The 21784-nt window shown below is 58.8% G+C and carries 20 protein-coding genes and 2 pseudogenes; 7 read left to right on the forward strand and 15 right to left on the reverse strand.

Going from position 1 to position 21784, the window contains the following annotated elements; translation table 11 throughout:
- Positions 1-48: 48 nt before the first annotated feature.
- Both IFT67_RS16155 and IFT67_RS16160 read right to left on the reverse strand, forming a co-directional pair.
- Positions 49-1761, reverse strand: a complete 1713-nt coding sequence (locus IFT67_RS16155; protein ID WP_192239214.1) for a M61 family metallopeptidase — start codon at positions 1759-1761, stop codon at positions 49-51.
- A gap of 348 nt (positions 1762-2109) precedes the next feature.
- Positions 2110-2376, reverse strand: a complete 267-nt coding sequence (locus tag IFT67_RS16160) for a hypothetical protein (RefSeq protein ID WP_192239215.1) — start codon at positions 2374-2376, stop codon at positions 2110-2112.
- A gap of 154 nt (positions 2377-2530) precedes the next feature.
- On the opposite strand from IFT67_RS16160, the gene IFT67_RS20685 reads away from it, so the two are divergent.
- Positions 2531-2953 carry an IS5 family transposase gene (locus IFT67_RS20685; RefSeq protein ID WP_244647462.1) on the forward strand — a complete coding sequence of 141 codons (423 nt, stop codon included), beginning with the start codon at positions 2531-2533 and terminating at the stop codon, positions 2951-2953.
- Positions 2905-3147, forward strand: a complete 243-nt coding sequence (locus IFT67_RS20995) for a transposase (RefSeq protein WP_446740823.1) — start codon at positions 2905-2907, stop codon at positions 3145-3147. The genes IFT67_RS20685 and IFT67_RS20995 overlap by 49 nt, the downstream gene beginning before the upstream one ends.
- Before the next feature lie 456 nt (positions 3148-3603).
- On the opposite strand, the gene IFT67_RS16170 is transcribed toward IFT67_RS20995, so the two are convergent.
- From IFT67_RS16170 to IFT67_RS16185, 4 genes are all read right to left on the reverse strand, one after another.
- The gene (locus IFT67_RS16170) at positions 3604-4263 is read right to left on the reverse strand and encodes a YoaK family protein (RefSeq protein WP_192239216.1); all 660 of its coding nucleotides are present in this window, start codon (positions 4261-4263) and stop codon (positions 3604-3606) included.
- 114 nt (positions 4264-4377) lie between these two features.
- Positions 4378-5430, reverse strand: a complete 1053-nt coding sequence (locus tag IFT67_RS16175; RefSeq protein WP_244647445.1) for a hypothetical protein — start codon at positions 5428-5430, stop codon at positions 4378-4380.
- A 35-nt stretch (positions 5431-5465) separates the two neighbouring features.
- Complete coding sequence (locus IFT67_RS16180) at positions 5466-6980, reverse strand: relaxase/mobilization nuclease domain-containing protein (protein WP_342450637.1); 1515 nt, start codon at positions 6978-6980, stop codon at positions 5466-5468.
- On the reverse strand, positions 6977-7558 hold the full coding sequence (locus IFT67_RS16185) for a ribbon-helix-helix domain-containing protein (RefSeq protein WP_192239218.1): 582 nt from the start codon (positions 7556-7558) through the stop codon (positions 6977-6979). The genes IFT67_RS16180 and IFT67_RS16185 overlap by 4 nt, the downstream gene beginning before the upstream one ends.
- 267 nt (positions 7559-7825) lie before the next feature.
- Between IFT67_RS16185 and IFT67_RS16190 the strand changes: the two genes are divergently transcribed.
- Positions 7826-8170 (forward strand): hypothetical protein, encoded by a 345-nt coding sequence (locus IFT67_RS16190; protein WP_244647446.1) that lies wholly within the window; start codon positions 7826-7828, stop codon positions 8168-8170.
- A 108-nt stretch (positions 8171-8278) separates the two neighbouring features.
- On the opposite strand, the gene IFT67_RS20695 is transcribed toward IFT67_RS16190, so the two are convergent.
- From IFT67_RS20695 to IFT67_RS16200, 4 genes and pseudogenes are all read right to left on the reverse strand, one after another.
- Positions 8279-8683, reverse strand: a complete 405-nt coding sequence (locus tag IFT67_RS20695) for a hypothetical protein (RefSeq protein ID WP_244647447.1) — start codon at positions 8681-8683, stop codon at positions 8279-8281.
- Between the two features lie 127 nt (positions 8684-8810).
- Positions 8811-9017: pseudogene (locus IFT67_RS21000) on the reverse strand (Fic family protein); the annotation flags it as partial.
- A complete protein-coding gene (locus tag IFT67_RS20440) occupies positions 8948-9313 on the reverse strand; it encodes a hypothetical protein (RefSeq protein ID WP_197983124.1) in 366 nt (121 codons plus the stop codon). The pseudogene IFT67_RS21000 and the gene IFT67_RS20440, both read right to left, overlap by 70 nt.
- Before the next feature lie 289 nt (positions 9314-9602).
- Complete coding sequence (locus IFT67_RS16200) at positions 9603-10745, reverse strand: tyrosine-type recombinase/integrase (protein WP_192239219.1); 1143 nt, start codon at positions 10743-10745, stop codon at positions 9603-9605.
- 118 nt (positions 10746-10863) lie between these two features.
- Between IFT67_RS16200 and IFT67_RS16205 the strand changes: the two genes are divergently transcribed.
- On the forward strand, positions 10864-11880 hold the full coding sequence (locus IFT67_RS16205; RefSeq protein ID WP_342450638.1) for a hypothetical protein: 1017 nt from the start codon (positions 10864-10866) through the stop codon (positions 11878-11880).
- Between the two features lie 57 nt (positions 11881-11937).
- On the opposite strand, the gene IFT67_RS16210 is transcribed toward IFT67_RS16205, so the two are convergent.
- The gene (locus tag IFT67_RS16210; RefSeq protein WP_192239220.1) at positions 11938-12300 is read right to left on the reverse strand and encodes a hypothetical protein; all 363 of its coding nucleotides are present in this window, start codon (positions 12298-12300) and stop codon (positions 11938-11940) included.
- A complete protein-coding gene (locus tag IFT67_RS16215; protein ID WP_192239221.1) occupies positions 12297-12980 on the reverse strand; it encodes a nucleotide-binding protein in 684 nt (227 codons plus the stop codon). The genes IFT67_RS16210 and IFT67_RS16215 overlap by 4 nt, the downstream gene beginning before the upstream one ends.
- 1919 nt (positions 12981-14899) lie before the next feature.
- Here IFT67_RS16215 and IFT67_RS16220 point away from each other — a divergent pair.
- Complete coding sequence (locus IFT67_RS16220; RefSeq protein ID WP_192239352.1) at positions 14900-15700, forward strand: class I SAM-dependent methyltransferase; 801 nt, start codon at positions 14900-14902, stop codon at positions 15698-15700.
- Between the two features lie 153 nt (positions 15701-15853).
- On the opposite strand, the gene IFT67_RS16225 is transcribed toward IFT67_RS16220, so the two are convergent.
- Positions 15854-16354 (reverse strand): peptide-methionine (S)-S-oxide reductase, encoded by a 501-nt coding sequence (locus tag IFT67_RS16225; protein WP_192239353.1) that lies wholly within the window; start codon positions 16352-16354, stop codon positions 15854-15856.
- Between the two features lie 500 nt (positions 16355-16854).
- Here IFT67_RS16225 and IFT67_RS16230 point away from each other — a divergent pair, with 500 nt between their 5' ends.
- Positions 16855-17094, forward strand: coding sequence for a hypothetical protein (locus IFT67_RS16230; RefSeq protein ID WP_192239222.1), 240 nt, complete (start codon positions 16855-16857; stop codon positions 17092-17094).
- Between the two features lie 414 nt (positions 17095-17508).
- Here the strand turns inward: IFT67_RS16230 and IFT67_RS16235 are convergent, their stop codons facing one another.
- A complete protein-coding gene (locus tag IFT67_RS16235) occupies positions 17509-18444 on the reverse strand; it encodes a Crp/Fnr family transcriptional regulator (RefSeq protein WP_244647448.1) in 936 nt (311 codons plus the stop codon).
- Between the two features lie 1675 nt (positions 18445-20119).
- Between IFT67_RS16235 and IFT67_RS16240 the strand changes: the two genes are divergently transcribed.
- Entirely contained in the window at positions 20120-21520 is a 1401-nt protein-coding gene (locus IFT67_RS16240) for a hypothetical protein (protein ID WP_192239223.1), read from the forward strand.
- Here the strand turns inward: IFT67_RS16240 and IFT67_RS20700 are convergent.
- Positions 21475-21639: pseudogene (locus IFT67_RS20700) on the reverse strand (glycosyl transferase); the annotation flags it as partial. The gene IFT67_RS16240 and the pseudogene IFT67_RS20700 sit on opposite strands and share 46 nt — an antisense overlap.
- Between the last annotated feature and the right edge of the window lie 145 nt (positions 21640-21784).

Raw genomic sequence — 21784 nt, forward strand, 5'->3', positions numbered from 1 at the left:
CGCAAGCGGGAAAACGGCCGAAGCCGATCTTGAAGCGCCAACCGTGCTCTACAAGCCGCTGAGAGTCCGTGAGCATTCTGGACTTATCGCGTTCGTGATGTGGACCTGCTGCACCGTGTGCCCCTCCCGTCCCTGCGGCAGATACCGGATCGTACGCTGTTTACCCCTATCCTCTACTAGCAATGCATAAGGCACCAACGCGTTGTCCGGCTGGCCTTCCGTTCGCTCGAGTATCCTCATGCCATTCCGCAACCCTGCCGCATATGCCGGCAACAGCGGATCCACGCCGGTCGCGACGTTGCCGATGTTGGCAGTAGCGTCCGCGTCGAAGCCTCGCGAAAAGGATGGGCGTTGTTCGGTAACGATGGTGGCACATGGTCCGAACGTATCGGCCGGCAGCAGGATCGGCTCGCCTTTCGCGAGGTATCGGTTCGCATCGGCAACGATGCTCATTTCCTTCTGACGGACTAGCGACTTGAACAGGAAGGTCGCCTGCTCCTTCGAAGACCGCGCCGCAGCGATCTGAGCGTGCAGCACCGTATCCAGGTTCACCGCACCTTGGCTCGCTGACCGCAACCGCGCGTTCCATATCGCCGCCAGCATCGCACCGCGCTGATAGGGTAGCTTCTGCGCCGCCTCGTCGTCCCAGAAGGCTGCTGCAGCCTGCACGCCTGGCATGGAGCGGACGGGAGAACCGGCATAGGCAGCCAGCATCTCGTTCCAGATTGTCGCAAACTCCTCAGGCGATATCAGGCCGGCGCGCACCATCAGGGCGCGAGCATAGTAGTCGGTAAAGCCCTCGCTGAGCCAATAATCCGCCGGCCGTGCTTCCCGACGCTCGGGCATGGCCCCGAGTTGGCCCGGATTCCACGTATGGAAATATTCGTGGGCAAGGAGCCATTTCATGCTCGCCAAGGGCGTTCGCTGATCGACCCAAAGCGCAAAAGCATCCCCGCGTCCGGTGCCGCGGAAACCCATTGCCGTCGGGCTGCCGACAATCGGAGCTGCGGTCACAAGAAAAGGAGCACTGCGATCCGAGTTCCAGAAGGCGCGCTCGACGGCGATCACGCGGCGCGCAAGGCTGTTCAATTCATCCGGGGTAAACGCGTAAGTGCCGACGGCTGCAACCCTTACTCCTGATCCGTCTCGGGCCGCAAAGGTGCGAAGATTACGCCCGCCGATCACGACGCTTTCCAGTGCATCGGCCACGGTGCCGGCGCGGCCGGCCCCGCGACCACGTCCGGCAAGGTGTTCGAGGTCTGAAGCGAAGCCGATGCCAGGTGTGCTAGACCAATCGAACGTAGCTGGCGCGTTCTCGCGATTGTCGGGATAGCCGAACAGCGCATTGCCGACCGCATAGAACCACGTCGGCCGGATAACCGGTCGTGGCTGGTCGCTGTCGTCGACGGTTGGATCGTGATCGTAGGCGGATGCGATGTGGTAGGAGACGGTTAGCGGCTCGCCCGGCGCAGACTTGATGCGCCAATGACCATCCCCGTTCTTCCCGACCGCCGTTGCTCCCGCCACCTTTAGATCGCGCGCCCATTGCCAGAGCTTTCGCTCTCCCGCCCAGCCCTTACCCCATTTAAAGTTCGTCGTCCCTGAAGGATCGGCATGGAAGCGGATCTGAACCTCCAGGCCGGTCAGCGCACCGTCGGACAGATCAGGCGCAAGCGTGAACTGCACAGATTGGGAGACGGGATCGGGCGGGGCGGCAGCGCCTAGAAATACCAGAGCGAGGCTTAGCAAACGCAGACGCATTCGGCCATCCTAGCGACTGATGTGCGCTCGGCAACATGTTGCTGCTTCCCCAAAAATAGAACGGCCAGCGAGACGAACGGAGATTTCCTGTTGGGATGCTGAAACGGGAACGGCTGCACGCCAACGCGACACTACTTTGGTAGTCATCAAGCAACGTCGTTTGCGACTTTCATCTTAGCCAAGGCAGCGCCACGCTCGGCTATTTGGAATAAGATAGGCGCTGCCTGATCTTGATCCTTGTCCCTCAATGCAGATTTGGCTCGCTCTAGAAGGTAGCGATCACCTATCTTATCGTCGTTCAATTTCACCTCCAAGGGGCTATTCCGGGCAGATGGATTAGTTCACGCCTCACATAGCCGCGCGATTCCGCGCAAGTTCCCTCTTGAACTTGTCCAATGCGACAAGACGCTGGTCTATTTCGGAAGCAGGAACCCCATTCCATACAGAATGATCGTAGTTATCTTTCAAGGGCTTGAGGTCATCGCCAGCCTGAAAGCGCTCGGACATATAGAGCGTTTCGAGAAGTTCTGTCGGCCGCTCACGCTCGCTCGTTTTCACAAGAGCATATTTCACGAGGTACTCGGACATGATGCCGTCGTTGGATATGCTGACCATCGCTGTCCCCTTTCAAACGTGAATATGGGGGTGTTACGATCACCAATCTAGGCCACGTGTACAAAGGCGACGCGCGTCTGATCGGTTAATTCAAGGTTGTCTTTTGGAGGCAGCATTGGGCGAGCAGATTGGGGTTTCGGATGATGAGTGGGCTTTGATTAGGCCCCTGCTGCCGTCGGAGCGAGGACGTGGCTGCCGACCCGCGGGAGACAACCGGCCCTATTTCGAAGGCATGGTGTGGATGGCGCGGACAGGCGCGCAATGGCGGCATTTGCCGGATGAATATGGTAAGTGGAACAGTGTGTTCCGGCGGTATCGTCGCTGGGTCGTGACGGGCGTGTTCGAAGCCATGCTGGAGACCCTGACCGCTGTCGCCGAGCGGGATATCAGCGCCGACATAATCGACAGCACCGTAGTCCGGGCGCACCACTGTGCCGTCGGGCTAAAAAAAAGGGATCAAGAATTCGAAGGGCTCGGCCGTTCGCGAGGCGGTTTCACAACCAAGGCTCTCCTGAGCTTGTCGAAGGGCTGCACGCCCGCTGTGATGGTCAGGGGCGACCGCTATGTTTCATCCTGACGCCGGGCCAGGCCCACGACGTGAAGGGCTTCGGGCCCTTGTTCGGGATGCTGACTGACCGGATCGAGCCCCTGCTTGCCGATAAAGGCTATGACGCCGATGCCATCCGCCAGGAACTCGCCAAGGCGGATGTCGAGGCGGTAATTCCAACCAAAAGTAACCGCCGCATACCGATCCCGCATGATTGCGAGTAATGCAGTTGGCGCAATCTCCTCGAGCGCTTGTTCAGCAAGCTCAAAACTGGCGCCGTGTCGCAAAGCGTTATGACAAGACAGCAGAGTCATATCTCGGCTTCGTCGCGCTCGCATCAGTTACGCTGTGGCTGCCCTTTGTGCACGTGGCCTAGTAGCGAATGTATGTCCGGTAACGGGTCACAGATGCCGTTACCGGACCGATTGCCCTTTTGCCCAACCCGGACATTCCCAAAACTAGATGCTTATTCGGGAATGCCGGGCATGGTGAAGAGCGGATATGGACGGCGATTAGGCTTCGGTCGGTTGTTGATATCGACGATAAGACTCTCGGTCCTACCATGCGCAGCTATTCGATATCCATAGGCGTAGCCTAATCCAGACGCGAGAAAGTGCAATTCGACAAAGCGGTTGAACACGTTTTCACCAGGATGCTATTTTGGGAATTACCGCTCCAGGTTACTTAACCCTTCCCGCTGCGGGCTCTACCGGGCCAAGTACCGTAGCGTACAAAGCCAACAGGCCCGAAGCGGCAACCGCTAGCCAAATATTCGCTGAGCGGAAATAGACATAAGCGGTCGTACCGAGAACCGCACCGCCGACAAGGCCCAGCCATAATAACAGGTATGGCAACCACGCAAATGGCGCACCACCCATCAACGCCCCCGCTATACGTTGACCAAACTTCACTAGCGTCCCGGTCATGTAAGTAACGCCGATGGTTACCTCACCGTCGCGTTGAAAGATGGCGTTTGCTGATCCCATTGCCATCGCCATTACTGTGGTGGTCCACACGTCCGACACGTTCGTGTTTATGACCGCTGCGACTACAAGAAGGGCGGAGACAAAACCGAGCGTAGCCGGCTTCCTGCGTGAGCCTGCCAGAGCCGCGACAATCGTGCCTGCGACGACGCCAACGACGAAACCGCCAATCAGGCGGCCAGCGACGATCGAAACCTGTGGATCCATCATCGTTCCAACCGCCAGACGGGTCGAGTTTCCGCTCATGAACGAGACGAAGAGGCCGCCCAGCTTTAGGAAACCGGTAGCGTCGACGTACCCGGCAATACTGGAAACACCGGCCGCCAAAAACCAGAACCGTTTGTCGTACCGTGTCAAATTAGCAGCCTCCGGTCCGATCAGGCATATATGCGTCCCGAAGTGATTATGAAAATTCGATAACGCCGCTGATCGTTAGCGTGTAACTATGGTCGTTCTATACACCGACCCCACCTAGAGATCCTTGCTAAACTCGACCGCGTTGGCGCGATCGTAACCCGCAGCGTGGCCGCCCTCCGCTATCTCGGGTCGTTCGCCTAATTCTATGCGTTTGGCTAAGTCGCGGTGAAGCATCGTCAGCTCGGGTTGAACGGCGTCGCCTGTGAGGGGCTCTAGCCTGCTTTCCAAGGCATCGAACAGGTCGATTGCGCCGGCCAATTCGGGCTCGGCGTAAAGTGCTGCGCTTTCTCCGGCTCTCCATAACTCGGCAAGTTCCTGGGATCGTTCAAAGCAGGTCGCTGCCGATCGATCCGTCGCTCGTGTGGTGGTCGGCCGCGTAGGAGGCACCGCTCCAAGCTCCTCAATCTTCGCTCGCGTGATCGCGGCGAGACGATACCGGAGGACGCGGGTCTGTGAGGTGTCGGTTGGCGATGGCATCTGCTGCTTCTGAAGAAGCGTGATGAGATCGGCCGCGCTGGCGGAGGCGACCGTGTTCCGCCAGTCGACCAGGGCGCGGTCGGTTGAAGTAAGGTCGGCTGGCTGGGCGAGGATGAAACGCTCCAGCATAGGATTGTCTTCTATATGGACTGGCAACGGCAGAAGCTGGCCTAGGACTGCCGCACGGGTGAAGCTGATCAGCTCGCCTGTTGTCACGAAATCGGCGCTTTGCCTCCTGCGGCTCTCGCCAATGGCCGCGGTCAACTGCTCCGCGACACCCTCCAGGCCGGAGGCAATTCCAGCGGTGTGCCTCTGGCCTGTGTCGGCAACCTCGTAGATCCGGACAACATCCTGGTGGAGTGCGCCGATCGCGGCGCGGCTGCCATCGGACTGTTCGACGATCCTGTCCAAGACCGGCGTGAGCAGCCCTAGCCACTTGTGCGTAGCGTCGTCTCCCTCGATGGTCCTCGCGAGGATTGCCTCCTGGAGGGGCAAGAGGTTCGCTATGGGGGCCAGGCCCGTATCGAGCATGTCGAGGCGACGTTGTATCTCCAGTTGCGCTTCCTCCACGCGCGCGTTGCTCCTGGCGAGCGCTGCGACCTCGCCCCTGAGCAACGTCACAGCGTCCATCAGGGCCGCCAGCGCTACCGCAGACCCTTCGGAACTCATCGGCTCGGCCCGCCCCTATCTTTCGTTCGAGCGCGATCCAGCCGCTCGCGGTTTTGCTCCTCGGCTTTCCGAATGACCTCGTGGGCACGCATGAAATCTGTGGGCTCGCTAGGCCCGCTGATCCTCTCGGTGATAGCTCGCAGCCGATCACTCAAGGTCCCGGCCAAGTCTGGATCCTCATCGTTGCCCGGGCCGCTACGGCTCTTCTCGACAATATCGCGGATTCGCTTTGCAACGTCGTCTGTCGGATCAACACCTCGCTCACGCTGATCGGCAGGCGACTTCGGCGGAACGGTCGGCTTCATCAGTCGATCGTGCAACGTTTGGAGTCTGTCGATGCCGGTATCACCGCGCGGCGCCGATACATCCGGGATACGAACGGGTGGTCGGACAGGCGTGGAGACAGATGGCTCCACGTCTTTCTCGTGGGCGAGGCGCATCGCCCTGACCGAGTTTGGTTCGGGTGGCGGCATTGTCGCGACAAACCGTTCCAGGCTTTTCGCAACGAGCTGATCGGCAGCGGAAGGCGACGCTGACAGTTCGGTAATGACGCGAGTGCACGTAGCGCGAACCGCTGCCTGCCGCGTCGCCAGCATGGCAACAACCGGATCTTCAAGACCCTGTTTACGGAGGCGTTCTGCCCGAGCGATACGGCTCTTGTCGATCCGCGGAACCTGCCCCTTCTCGCGCATCTTGACCGCGGCGATCGGCTCATGTTTCGGGTCGATGCCGCGGGCCTTTGCTGGCGTTGCGTTCGCCTCGATGCCGCGATCGCGAAGCTTTTCGGCGAAGCGCTGACGATAACGGAAGAGGTCATCGCGGTTCGGATGGAAGCGCCGTCCGTCATGATCCCGACGCGCAATCGTAAGGTGGACATGCGGGTGTTCGCGGTCGATGTGGAGCGAAGCAACCCACGAACGGTTTGCAAACTCGTCCCGTGCAAAGTCGAGGGCCGCGCTCTTCAAGCGCTCTGGATCGGTGCCGGTGGGCATCGATAGGATCATGGAAATCGACGTCGCGCCTTTCCGTCGGGCGTCGCCATCCATCTCCCAGTCGTTCCATTCCCTGGCGAGCAACTGCATGTCTCGCCCGTCGCGCAGCACCTCGCCATCGCTGGTTTCAAGACCCACTTCGCTTTCCTCGCCGTGGCCCAAGCGGCTGATGTAAGAGAAGTTTGCGAGAACATGGCCGCCACCATGTTGACGCCCGGTGATCCGCACTACCGCCTCCGGAACACGGCGCGATGAGCGCTCGGCAGTCATCACTGCGCGACTGCTCATCCGGCCATGCGATCCGCCCCCGAACGCGTGCTTCGCCTGGATACTAGGGCGCGATGCCCCTGACGAAGACGCAGGTTTCGGGAACATCGATCCGACGGCAATTCTGAGGATCGCGCTCCCGGTCTTCGGACCCTTGGCGCTTCCCCCACCCGATCCCATGCGGTACTTCTTGGGGGGCGCAAAGACGCGTGCCATCGAGTCCAGCGTATCAGGGGAAAGGCGCAAGCTCACTTGGTTGATCCCTCGTCCTTGCGGGTCCAGTAGCCGATTTCACCGCCGATCGATGACGCCAGCTCGCGCCTCGTTTCGACCAGCAGGCCACGCAACTCCGCGCAAGTCTCGAGGAACGAGCCGGCGATCCGGGCGGTGTCGAGCGAGCTTTCCGGCATATTCGCCGCGTTCATCGCGTGGACGGCCTGGTTGATTTTCCGCCCTATCGCCAGAACCTGTTTGCGGACTTTACCGATCTCCGTCTGGGTCGAAGGAGCAAGCCGTAGATGTGCAGCCCTGTCCCAGAGCTGCCAACGGATTGTCCGCTTGATCCACTCGTTCCGTGTCAGCCGTAGAGGCGCTGCCACGGTGTCGATCGCTTCGATCTCGCTGCGGTTCAAGCGGACCGTCACGCGGAGATAATCGTCGGGATGCCCCCTCCCCTGTACGGGCATGATCGGCATGCTCCCGCTCTCAGGAGAAACGGCCGCGACCGTAAGCGCGGTCGCGATCCAGCTGCTGCGCGTCTGTCCATTCGCCGTGGCGATGCGATCAATCTCTGCAACAAGCTTATCCGTCAGTCGGACCGTTACTTTCATTCAAAAGCCCCGCGCAGCGGCGTCTCATAAGCCAATGTCCGACATTGGTGTCATGAGGCATATCCTGCCATCCCTTACCGATACCAAATTAGCTTCTAAAGCACTTCCTTACAATCATATTCATTGCAGAAGACTCGGAGTGGGATGTTACCGCTGCAACGCAACGCTATCCACTATCATCTGCCGACCGCGAGAAACGCTTTGTTACAATACGGTACGTGCTATTGAAATACGCCATGAATTTGCTTCAGCTTGCCGTATTTTGCCATGGCTGATCTGGATATTAGCGCCGCCCGTTGCCACCATCGGCGCGTCTCGCATAAACAATCCGAAGGTATTCCGATGCCCCGACCATCGTCAAAACCGGCAGACCTTTCGACGATCGAAGCGCGCCGCGAGGCACTGAAGGCCGAACTTGCAACACTCGATGAACAAGCCAAGGCAGCAGAACTGGCAGCTAGGGACGCAGGCCGACCAACCCTCTTGGCCGCCCTAGATCGCGTCAAGATCGCGGCGATCGACAAGTCTGACGCGCGGGCTATCGCTGCCGCAATTCGGCGCCATGGCGGTAAGGCCGTAGCGGGACATCTTGCAAAACTTGAGACCGCATAACTCGACCGGGGTGTTCGGCCTGTGAGCAAGCTAGGCCGGCATGTCCTCGGTTACCCGTTCGCGCGGCGCTCGGTCGGCAGCGACGAACGCGCTCGAGGATAATGTGCTTTAAGGGCGGCTACCAGCGTTGGCGGGATAGAGGTTGGAAGACCAGCGTTCCGCGACGTCGGCCGGGAAGGCAAGCCCGAGCGGCACGCGGTGGGTCGTGGCGGTCAGCATGCCCCGCTCGACCAAACCGGCAGTGACGAGGCGCGCGGCCCGCTTTTCGTAGCCCGTGAGCGACGGAACTTTGGAACGCTCGACCTCGCCCGATAACACTGCCTCGCGCAGCACGGCAAAGCTGCCTCGCTGAAGGCGCTTCAGCCGAATCTCTTCCTCGACATGGATCTCGATCCTCGAGCAGAATGTCGGGTTCCACGAGGCCCGCCATAAGCCGGACCCGGTCAATCGCTCGTTCGAGGAAGAAGCGGGAAAATTTGAGCAACCCGCGCTGGGTGAGATTGCCCCGCCCATCCCGGCCTCCCTCGCGCGGACCGTCCGCCTGGATCAACAGAGTCTTGTACGTGCGCCCTTCGCGGGCAAGGCCGCGTGCGACGGACCAGAAGCTTGTACCAATCCCCAGGCGCTTGAGCAGGGCATGGGACATGAGACGGGCCACGCGACCATTCCCGTCGAGGAAAGGATGGATCCACAAGCAGCGATGATGCGTGGCACTGACCGCCTGAACCTGCCGGGGCTTGGACAAGGGCGACGACTGATAGGCACGATCGAACCGCGTTAGGAAACGGGCAGATCGGCGGGTTTGGGTGGCAGGTGTCGCCCGATCATGACGTCGTATTCGCTCCAGCGCCCGGGTACGACCGGGATCCGCTCACCGGAGTCCGGGTGCGTGACGATAAGCACTTGAGCCGGGAGCCGCGAACAGAATTTCCGGTGCAGCCAGGCGGCATAGGCTGCAGTAGCAGGCCAGATATCGGGGTCCTGACCGCTGTCGATCAGCCGCTGAACATGGATACGGGCGACGGCCTCTTGCTGTAGCTCTCGTCGCTTGGGCTCTTCGACAAAGTCATTGGCAAGCGCGCGGTCGATGTCACGGGAATGTGTGTCATGGCCTTCGATCAGGTTCGAACAATAGCAGTTCATCGATCGGACGAGATCCCGATCAAGGCGCGCAAGATGGAATGAACCCGTCCGGCCAACTGGTTGGCCTCGCCGTCAGTGTGAAGGCTTCATCCTCCAAGGCATGGGAGGCTTCCTCGGGCACCATGGGTTCCATCGTGAAGATACCCACGCCGGTTCTTATGCCGGTTAAAGGGTTCCAGAAACGGCGCTTTACCGGGATATTTGGCGCTATCTCTGCCGGTTTTCGGTTGCTTCTCTGCCGGTTTCCAAGGTGGTTTGATCTGATTGGGGCGAAACCGGGCGCCTCAGATCAATCGACGGCGAAGCGCTTTGCCAAGCGTGCGCTGGCGCCACTTTTTGCGGCAAGTTTGGCGCCGTAGCGCATGACAGTGTTGGGATCGCGCCAGCGATAGGCCTGCATGATCGCCGGAAGTGCTTCGCCCGCGGCGAAATTGTCCTGCGCCACGCCTACCCGGATCGAGTGGCTCGACACCGCCGCGATCCACCGCTCGAGTTCGCTCTCGCCCATGGCGCCGAGCAGCTTCTTCGCAAACGCCTGGCGGACGAGCCGCTTGTAGATAATTCCGATAGTTCCTGGATGTAGCGCGCCCGGTCCGACCGATCGCACAGTGCCATCGAAGTAGGTCTCAACCCGCCGGAATAGCGGCCCCTTGTCGATCCCGCCTTTGTCCCGCCAGCGATCAATCGCGCGCATCGTCGCCGGCGACAGATAGGCATGTGCGCCCTGCCCTTCGCGATCGGTCTTGCTCTTGGGGATGAGCAGCGTCCCCGCCCCTTCCCCATCCGGCCCATCGATGTGCATCACGTCGATCGCGACCAGTTCGGAACGCCGGCAGCCGGTATCGTAGGCAACGCGGAGGAGCGCCTCATCGCGGGCGCCAAGCATATCTTTGCGGCAGGCTTTGATCAGCGCTGTGAGCGACACCCCGGCCGCAGGCCCATCGAGATCGGTAACATCGCCTTTGAAACGGATCGCGCGCGCCTGGGCCTGTCGCGTCCCTACTGCCTTACGAGCGGCTTTGAGTTCAAGGCGCACGAGCGGTGCGGCCGTCGGGTCCTCCCGACCGGCCATACGGTAGGCCCACCCGATGTGGACGAGGTAACGACTGATCGTCGCGGCTGAGCGCGCCTCGGTCGCGCGCGCAGCCTCGGTACTGACATCTTGGCCGGAGAGCGCGCGGACATAGGCGGCGACGGTCTGCGCGGTCGCCGCGCCGGTCTGCACATGCGATCGTCGGCACCATAGATCCCACAGGCGCAGGTCCGAAAGAAATGCGCGCACGGTGTTAGCCGACCAGGCGCGGGAAGCCGCGGCGACGACCTGCGGATCAAGAAGGCGCCGCTGCGGCGCAAGTGCTGTAACTTCGCCCACGATGGCATCAAGGCTGGCGCTGGAGCCATAGCGAACGGGAGAAACGGGGTAATCAGCCATCTTTACGACGTTAACGCGATCCGCTCCAAACAGCTAGGGTCGCGATAACCTTTTATTATCACGGGTATTTGCAACTTCGACATAGACGGATCATCCCTGTCGCGGATATAACTTGGTCGTGGACGCCATCTCAAATCCCTCAGATATCGGTCCGCTGGCAGAGACGACGGACTACCTGATCGAACGGGCAAGCGTTTCGATCGGGCGGCTCGATGCCCTAGTTTCCGCCAGTTTTGCTTCTCCGGCCTGGACCTTGCGGGCATCGTGGACCGGGTACGCACGCGCACTCCGACTACAGGGTGTAGAGATTGACGATATAGATGTATTTTCCTGGGGTTCTGGCGTTCCTGTGCCTGGCAGACCCCGGTTTCAAACCACCATCGATCATTTCGCTGCCTTCACACCGTGGCGTGACCGGCTTGACCAGACAGGTCGCCATTGGGCCGAGGATCTTCCTTTTACGGTGAGGCCTGAACCTGGACGAGGCCGAGTGCCGGTACTGCGCCGGGCGCTCGACCTGCTGACGGACTTCCTAAAGGCCGACCCATCGATCATGGCGTGGCTGGCATTGCCCGTTTTCCTACACCGACTCGGTCTGACCGAGGTCCCCCTCCCCTGCCTCGTCGCGGGTGATCGGCAGTTACTCAACGCGACCAGAGAGCGCGACCGCGGTGCTGCCGTCCGGCGGATCCTCAGGATGCTCGAAACCGCTGCTATTGCAGGTCGCCAAAGTCTGAGGGCAATCGAGGATGCGCACGCGATCAGCATCGCGGCCCTGGTAGGCGAACGTCGACCAAGTTCTCTGGGACGCCTTGCAACCCTGCTAATGGTCGCGCCGGTGCAATCGCCCGAGGCGGTTGCGCGGCGATTAAGACTGACACTTTCTGGAGCGGGAAAATTGCTCGCTCGCGCCGCTGCCGTCGGTCTGGTCGTAGAAGTCAGCGGACGCCGGGCCTGGCGAGTCTACATCGTCCCAGACCTTGCGATCACCTTGGGATTCGTGGCGGCGCCGAAAGGTCGTCCCGCGTTGCGGCCCCGCCTTCCCTCACCAGACCGCGGTCTTGCAGAGATTCTGGCACAGTTCGACAGTGAACTGGCGGCTTTCGACGCACGGTTTCCGAGCGCGTCGAAGTAGCCAAGCTCTTACTCCAAGCGGATGGGGCACAGGTTTTGGTACCCGGCCCCGACAACATTACTCCATCTCCGCTGCCTTCCGCTTTTCCTCCGCTTCGAGAAGGTCGAGCATAATTCCGAACACCTCCCCCTTCGCCATGCGATGACGGTACGCATATTCGTCGAGCCGATCGCGATCGCCCTCGCGCAGTCGCAGATTGTAGTGATCTGGGTACTGCGAAGGCTGACGAGTACGTTTCTTGGAAGCGGCAGGCGCTTCTGGCGCTGCCGGCTTGTCCGACTGGAACCCAAGCAACTCCCCCCCGGCTTTCGCCTTGTCTCGAATGTCCCGCGGTGGCGGAGCGATATAGTCACTGTCATCGAGCCCGAAGCTCGTCACGCCCGCGAGCCGTGATGCGGGCTTTGCTGCCTTGTCATTCATGCGTTGGTCCTCGCCGCTTTCAGAGCCTCAAGAACATCATGGGCAAACCCCGCGGCGTTGACGCGCGCATTCTCAATCGAGGCGCTGGGCGTACCTTGGAGACCTGCTAGAGTACCCCCTTGAGCGAACAGGCTACGATAGACGGTTCGTTCGGCAATCGACGTCGGGAGCGTAGTAATCCCCGCCTCCTCAACGCCGTCAGCGATCTGCTGCGAGACCCGTGATCGGATACGCGAACTGGCAGGCGTTCGCGTAAAAACGCCCGCAAATGCGATATCACGACGTGCCGCGGTTGACGCACGTCGGATGCTTTGGAAAGCGCGGGCGGCTTGGTCGCTGTCCAGCACAGATCCTTGCATCGGCACGATCGCCAAATGGGTCATCAACAGCGCGTTGGTAACGCGCGCCGACGCCCTGCCCTCAAGATCGACTATCACGAACCGCGCACGCTTTTGTGCCTCGTCGATCGTATCGATAATTGCGTCCTCGTCGACCTCTTGAACGACCTCAATGTTCTCCGGCTTGCCTGGCAAGCCTGCCCACTTCATGAGTGGGAAGTTCGGATCGGCATCTACTATGACGACCGAAGCGCCGCCTTCTGCCAGCTCGATCGCCAACAGCAACGCGGCTGTGGTTTTCCCTACGCCGCCCTTAGGCGAGAGCAAAGTTATAACCGGCATCGCAACGCCTCCCTTTGTTGTCTAGCTGTAATACCGCTATTACATTTATCCGAGGTACTATATGTAATACCAGTAAAACTACCATACAGGTAATCAAGTTAAAGCTATAATCGGCGTAATACACACGTTAGCTGAATTAACGTAATTCGTCGTGGTTGGGGGATTGCGCGGGTTATCGGCATTGCAGGTAATACCACATATACAGGCAATGGGTGCAATGCGAGTGTTACCCGAATTGCACGTGTTACCCGAATTGCACGTGTTACCCGAATTGCACGTGTTACCCGAATTGCACGTATTACCCGCATTGCACGTATTACCCAAATTGCACGTGTTACTCGCATTGCACGTGTTACCCGAATTGCAGGTATTACACAAAATGCAGGTATTACACAAGATGCAAGTATTACGTAGGTTGCAGGTGTTACGTAGGATTCAGGTATTAGCGGCATTACCGGTGTTACCGGTATTATATGAATGATATGTATCTTATAAATTCTTTGTGCTGCTGGTGTTGCAGGTGTTACACGTCCTACCCGCAACGCTGGTATTATATGCAGTACAGGTATTACAATGGTGCACGGGTCTGCAAAGCTGGTCCTGCCTATGAGCCCGGCCTTACGTATAATGGCCGCTGCACATGCACTACCTGAGTTACACGGACTACCGGCATTACATCTATTCGCGGTATTACACGTCAAACCGGTAATCACGATGCGTGCCGTTTCGGCTTACATAGAGTGTAGGACTGCCCACAGTAGGCAAGACCGCTAATCGCTGAATTATGTATAATCAGTGTAATACAGCTAATCGGTCGTACTCGGGAGGGGGGAGGGCGCTCGTAGTGCTAGACGGCGTACAAACCGAGTTGCAAGTACCGCTCGTCTTCGTTGGCGAAGGCCACAGCCTGGTCATCACCGGTCTCGAACGGTTCGCGCAGTCAATACAGAACATGCGGATGTTGTGCACGCGCTAAGGGAAGGGAATCGCGATCAAGGCGACTAGCAACTGATCGATACGAACACGGCGGCTGGGAAGCACTTCTCGACAAGCTTACTATTTTTTCCACAGTTCGAGACGAACATCCAACGCGAGCGGCACATTGAAGATATCGAGGAGGCAAAGGCGAGGGCGATTATAGAAGCCGTAAGCCACGTATCAATCCCGACCCAGTTCGAAAGCTGATCGTCAACCGTACAAAGACCGCGCACATTTCCCGCTAGCTCAGTAGCCCCGGAAGCATCGTCTAAACCCAGCCGCGACAGCTTCTTTCGAAATTAAAGTTACCCTGTCATCGATGCGCCGTGCAACTGAAAAACAGATTTTGCCAAATCCACGCCAATCATCGTATCCATTGTCACGGCTGCCGTCCTTTCCGCTAAGTGGCCTCAACACCACTAACTTGGCACATTGCGCTGCCGTCTGGAGAGGGCGACAACCACCCCATCTTTCAAGAAAACGTCTAGTCCGATATACTCGTCCATGGTTGTTCTCCATCAGATGCTTGGGCCCGGCTTCCGGTCGTGAGCCCGTACTTCCATCTTATCGGGGAACAGCCACCAACATCCATCATGAACGCTAAGGCTTCGCTCCCGCGATTACCCCATGTTTAAGAGGCGGGGCAGGGGGCTAGAAAACCGCTTCTGGTGGAGCGGGGAAGGGAGCGAGAATGACCGCCTGTGGGTTGGGTAACTGTTGAATAGCGAACGTGTATGGCCGGGGGAAAAGGTCCACAGGGAGACATCCCCTGTGACGCTTTCGGTTCCATGCCTTAGGACATAGGTAAATTAGATTTTGCGTCGGTGACATGCGCGATCACGACGATCCCGAGTGTCGCGGCACCGCCGAAGCCGTCGAGATTGTGCGGCCGGCTCGCGCAGGGCATTGTCGCAGAAGAATCGCTCAGAAAGTGTAACGCTATGAACCGACTGCTCGCCGCCTTGACCTGTGTCGTCGCGTTTGGCGCTACGGGCGTGGGAGCACAATCCGTTGCCCCCTCTAAGGATATCGTTGCCGTGCTCGCATCGCCCACGCGGACGCCAGCGAACCGCGCGCGTGATCGCTATCGTCACCCGGCGCAGACATTGGCCTTTTTCGGCGTTAAGCCGACGCAGACGATCATCGAATTCCTGCCGGCGGGCGGCTGGTATACCGAGATTCTTACACCGCTGGTAAAGGGCCGGGGGCACTATATTGCGCTGGTGCCGACCGCGCAGGCAGAGCGCACCCGCAGCGTTTTTGCCGATAAGACCGCGGAGTATGGCGTGACGCAGGTCGCGACGATCGACTTTACGACCGGAGCGTCTTCAATTCCGGCGGGAAGTGCGGATGTGCTACTAACGTTCCGGAACATACACAACCTCTTGATGCAGGACGACCCCGCCGTAGCAGGCCGCGTGTTCAAGGCGTTCTATGCGGCGCTCAAGCCGGGTGGCGTACTCGGGGTCGTCGATCATTGCTTGCCGGAGGAAATGGACACGGCGGGTGAGAAGACGAGCGGCTACATCAAGAGATCTACGGTCGTTCGCCTGGCGCAAGAGGCGGGCTTTGCGCTTGCCGCAGAATCGCGGGTCAATGCGAACCCCAAGGATACCCACGATCATCCGGAGGGCGTCTGGACACTGCCGCCGAGCTATCGATTGAAGGACGTTGATCGCGCGAAATATGCTGCAATCGGCGAGAGCGACCGGTTCACGCTACGGTTCGTAAAGGCGCGTTGATCGCACTAGTTTGCAGACATGTACATCGCGTGCCGAAGGCGGTTTGATCTAGCGGGCATGAGCAAAGACCACGTAGATCGCCATAGAATCGCGGCGGGGCAGGGGAATAGCTGGGGTCGCGGTCGCGTCCTGGCATGACAGCCGTCGGAATTGCTATCGCACTCCGTTGCCCTCGGACAGGACATGCCGAGCGAAGTCTCGTCGGATCGCATCCAGCTTGGGGGCGATATAGCGTTGGCAGAACGGTCGGATCGGGTCGGTACGGTAATAGTTGCGGTAGCGCTCTTCCGATGACCGGAACCCGACGAGGGGCAACACCTTCGTCTTCACGGCGCTGTCAACTTTCTGCCTAAGCCGGGTAATCACCGTATCTGCCCGATGCCGCTGGTCGGTATCCCCAAAATAGACAGCGCTGCGGTAACGCCCGTCCGGCGAATAGCCGCTGTTCGCCGAATGGGTGCGCAGATGGACCTCAATCAGAATGTCGAGCGAAATGATCCCAGGATCGAAGCGGACCACCACTCCTTCTGCCCAGGCATCGTCGGGTGCGGTCGATTGCAGGAAGCCTTGATTGACCTGGGAGACGCCGCGCAGGATTTGAAACACGCCTTCAGTGCACCAATGACACCCGCCGCCGAAGCCCGCCGTTTCCATGCTCACCTTCTCCACCCTGTCCGGCGAGATGCCCTTCCGCTTTCCGTGTTTAATGGCGGCAACGTGTAGCGCCGGTCGGATCGTGGCCTGGCATAGGCGGGGCTGTCTTCCCGACTAAGCTTGTACGCCGACGGTGTTAACCGATATCGGCCTAATTACACCCGCAAGACAACATCTGAACGAACGGATGGTTTCGAGATACGCTCAAGCCGCTCTGAACGTCCACACATGGGTCTGGCCGGAAGCCGTAGGGCAGGGCGTGTTACGCCCACACACCCGGACGTTCATCTGGCGAAATGGGGCTCCTGAAAGCAGACATCCGTTCAGCACGATGATCTCGGCCCTCAACTCCCGATGCAAAATCAGCACTTTCGCGACATCGGCCTTTTTTGGCGTCGACATGGCCCGCCTGCTGATGCCCTAACCAGCCATTCCGGTGACGTTCAGGCGCGTACTATCGCGTCGCCGCGATTTAGGACGTGGTCCAAAAAGGTTCGCAGGTGAGCTATGGCGTCTGCGGTAAGAACCACATCGTCATGGCCACGTCGCTCCGCCACCTGACCGTCTTTCACAAGATGCTCAATCCACCTCCGACCGGAATGCTCGCTGGCCCCGGCTTTCTCAATGAGAGCACTTTCCGTCATAACTTGGTTGTTGGCCAGCCCGACAAACAGATGCAGCATCATATTCCAGGCGAACTCGTCGAAGAGCTCACTGGGGAACATGACCTTCCGCAATGAACGAACATCTAGAATGCACTGAGCGGCCTCACCGCGAGCTTGGTCACCAATCATCAAACGATCTTGCCGGAAATAATTTCTGAAGCCTTGATCTGCGTGAAGCTCGCGAAATTAACCTTATGCCATGCCCCCGCTGAACTGGAAGAATCGGACAGGTAATATGCCGGCGATGAACGCACAAAACGTCGAGTCCTTACGTGCCGCCATAGCTTGGGCGCTCCTGCTCGCGGACTCCCAGGACCAAAGTTTAATCGCGGCGTATCTAGGCGATGCCCTTCATCTCGCCGAAAATTTGTCTGAGCATGATCCTAAATAAAGTCGTTTGCCTTGGCATGTCCACGGTACTCTGAACTTGGTAGAAGCGAACCGCTTTGCGGTTGCCGCGCGTCATACTGACTGCGCTCGGCGCGCTCATTAGTGCTTGTCGATCGACTGTGCGTGGAGGTAGCTAGGGTCAAACTCGGCAATCTCGGTGAGGGCAGGCAGATCGAGCACTGTGACCTGACCCTTGCGTATTTCAAGCACGCCTTCCTTCATAAGCTGACGAACGACACGGTTGATGTGCACCGCTGTGAGCCCAAGAGCCTCAGCTAGATCCGGCTGGGTCAACGGCATAGCGAACTGACCACCGTCTTCGCGATCGATATTGCGCATCCGTTCACGAAGTTCGCAAATGAGGTGCGCTACCCTTTCGCGCGCTGTTCGAACGCCGAGGCTGACAAGCCAGCTTCGCAATACGCCTTCATCAACCAACGTTGCCCACCACAGAGCTCGCATGATTGCCGGTCGCGAGCTTGTCAGTTCCTCGAATTGCAGGCGATCAACATAGGCAAAGGTGGTCGAAGTTATGGCGCCGATGGCATGATCCATTTGATCGAGCACGCCTACGTGCAGGTCACAGAAATCTCCGGGGAGCAGCAGAGCGGTAATTTGCCGCTTGCCGTTCTTCAAAATTTTGTACCGACACGCCCAACCGTTTAGAATAAGGTGGACACGCTCCGGCCTGTCGCCATCACGAATGATGTCACGCCGGGCGCCAGTTTGACGTACATCTTGGCACATCGCCTGAAGGGCAGCGCAGTCTTCCTGTGAGAGCGTCATTACCCGCGACAGTTTGGTAATAAGTGGGTTCGTCGCTTTGAAAGAAGCCGGCTTCATCGCCGGTGCTAATGACCTACGATCTTCGTCGGTATCAACATGCCCTAATTTTTCATCTGGTTTAGTATCAAGAAGTTCTAAAACTTTTGTCAACTGCGCTGATACCAATGTCTTACCGTGCAAGTCAAAAACATCAAACAGAGATTTAAGTTTTGATCGAGCGTCGGCGAGCCAGGCATCAGACATCAGCATCGCTTCATCGCTTTCGGTGCAGGCGGCATTTTACCGATGAAAGTCACAGTCATCTGGTATTCTGCATCGAGCTATTTCTAGGATAGGGGTATACATCGGTTATTGTTCATAAATTTTCGACAAACGGGCAGGTTTGTGAAAGACGAACCTTATTGTCCGATTGCTACTGAAATCCTGAGTGATTAATACCCTAAACTTACTTACATATATCAGTATCACGTATTCATGAAGGCACACCAGTAGGTAGGCATAGCCGGCGCTCAATCGATAGAGCACGGAGGTGGACGGTTCCGCCAGTTGGAAAACGCATGCGCTTCCGACGGCCAATTAGCGGTCGGCTTCCTCGGCCGCCCCCAAAGCGGAAGGTCCGCTTTCCTGCCCATCTTGGACATTCCCGACCGTCCCTCATGCCATCTGTCCCAGCTCGCCTTCGCAGTCACCGACCGGGTCCCGCAGGACACGGTGGTTGAGATGCTTTAGCGGTGATGCGAGCCGTCCAGTCGTACATGGGGCACGCAGCACTGCATCGGGCTCGATCGCCGGCGTTGTGTTGCTCGCTGCCCCTCTGGATGGCGAGAGAACGGAAACGTGGCGCCCGCACTCATGGACGCCTACAGTGGGCATATACTGACAGCGACAAGGACGACGGGGATGGCTGAACCACTACCTACGCATTCAGGCGGCTCGCCGAAGGACTGGATATCGGAGTTTGCCAGCCTCGTACGGCACGCAAATAGCCGGGACGAGAAGGTCTACGCCTACATCGCGGGGATTAGCGGTGCTCGCACCATCGTAGAGGCGAAGGCAACCGCGTGGCACTTGGAATTGACGGACAACGAAGGAACAAACTGGCTTTTCGCTCACCCCAGCTCCGTCGTGTTGCGGTGGATGCGAACCTAGGGCGAAGATTGACCCAATGGATGAGGTGGGGAATTTTAGAAGCTTTGGTTTTTAGTACAACCTGCTGTAAGTTTTGTGGCGGCAAAAATATCATTCAACTGCATTCATCCCGATAGAGTTGTAAACCTAGATGCTCAGAGCATCTTGGCTTACCATTAACTCGACTTATATCATGCCGCGCACGCTATTGGGGCGATCGTGATATTCGCGGCCCTTAGAAAAAGCCAAGGGCCGCTCAACGCTGTTCTGACTATTATAGCGATACTATGGACGGGCTAATGTTCACCGTCACGGAGTTGGCAGGTGCGACGCTCTAAATTTCGACAGGAATGGCCGCTTTAGCTGCATCGTAACGATAAGGAGACCGGCGGCTGTCCTTCCCATTCCTGCTATTCCGCTTCCGTTAGATTCGCGCCGTTAAACATCCCTAATTGAGGCCGCAGTAGCGGTCGTTGGTTCATTTGTACGAAGTCACGGATCAGGCCGGCTAATTCTATGGTAAATTTATATAGATGGTCAGACTTCCGCAGCCGGGCAATCGCTTCAGCAGCCCCCCACTAGATAGGGATAAGAAGGGGGATTCCGCGAGCTGCCTCGAACTCGTCAAGCGCAGCTATTTCATAGAGCCGCGCCGCCCCCTGTGTGCCCAGCGCGGCAGGAGGGAATCGCGCCATCTAGCGACGTCCAATACTCCAGCGAAGGTCATACGCAATTGTAACCAGTTTGGGTCAGGACAGCGACTGGCTAGAACCTGACAAGAAAAATGACGCATCCCATGACGATGAAGATGACGACGAGCATGAAGACGATCGACTGGCGTCGGTTCCGCACCACCGTCACGCGCGGATTGTGGGGGGGCGCGATCGGGGTTCCGATTGGGATGGTCGTGTTCGCGCTGCTGATGCTCGCCAGTTACGCCAGCCTTGGGCGCGACGTCTCGACCGCGCGGGCGCACGTGGCGGAAGCCTTCACAGCGGGAATATTGCAAAACGAAGACTATCTGAGGGGCAACACCGATCTCGGCTGGCACCAGTATAACGACTGCCTTATCCTGTGGCAGGCGATTGATCAGCGGGCGTCCACCAAGGCGCTGACGATCAGTCCGATCAGCGCAATGCCGGAGGGTACCCAGACGCGGTGCGGCACGCTGCGCGCGTTCGTGAACGGCGGGACAACGCCGACTCCGTCCTTCTACCATCGCTATATTCACGGCCACACGACGCTCATCCGATTCCTGCTGCCGAACCTGTCGGTCGAGGCGATCCGCAACCTCTATCACACCACGCTGACGCTGCTCATCCTGGTCGGTCTGTGCGTCGGCATGGTCGGGCTGGTCCGCCGTCGCCATCCGACGGAGGCACTGTTCTGGACGATCCTGTTCGTGGGATTCTCACGGTGGTTCGGTCTGGAGACTTTCGGGCAGTCGCTCGGACACGGGCCAGCCGACATCGTCCTGCTCGCTTACCTCCTGTTTCTTGCGTTCATGGGGACAACCCGCGGGCTTCATCGTCGTACCGCACTGGCAACGGCAGCCATGTTTGGTGGGCTTACCGCGGGTTTCGAGTTCCTGACCGGCGGCATCCCGCTCGGCATGGCGGCCGTCATCGGCGGTATACCCTTTGCCGTCCACGCCGAGCGCGAGGGCAATCCAGCGGTCTTCACCTTCGATGCATTTGCGGCATTTTGCGCAGCCGTGCTGACCTGTTTGACAGCGAAGGTCATTCTGGTGATGGCAGTGTTCGGCCCCGGCGCGATGGCCGACAGCGCGCTGCAATTGCGGATGCGGATGGGCTTGGACTCGAGCCGCGGCGAGACAAACGATTTGGGGCTCATGCTGATGGTGAAAAAGCTCGCTAAGGGGCTGAACGGGATCGCTCCCGGCATGTCGGTTATGGCCGGTGCGGTTGCCCTCCTGGCGATCGTCGCCGGCCTATGGGGAGCCCAGCGTCTGTTGCGCACAGCGGACCCGGCAATGCGCTTCCGTACGATCGCGTTGCTGGCGTCCAACCTGGCGGTGGCGGGTATGCTGACGATGTTCTGGCAGCATACCATGATCCACGCATGGTTTATGGAACGCACGCTCGTCTGGCCGATCGCAACGGGCTTCGCGCTGTTCGCTTTCGCATGTTTCTATGCGTCGCACGGCGTTCGCGATGGCGCGCGACCGGCCGGATAAGCAAGCCTGCGCACTTCGCGACGCCCGCGCACGATCGTGTCGAGGACCAAACTGGTGAACACGATCAGCGCGGCGAAGATGCCAAGCCCGGTAATCAGTATCGCGGTAGTAAAGCGCGGGCTGCGGCGATGCAAAAGACTGATGTATCTGGGATACTCGTATCGAGGTCGGTTTCTGAAGGTGCGGCCCCCAAAACAGATGGGGTGGATGGCTGCCGCTCACGGCATCGAAGTTTCAAGATGCGATTGCTGTCAGGCGATCACG

The organism is Sphingomonas sp. CFBP 13728, from assembly GCF_014841895.1.
Classification (GTDB): domain Bacteria; phylum Pseudomonadota; class Alphaproteobacteria; order Sphingomonadales; family Sphingomonadaceae; genus Sphingomonas.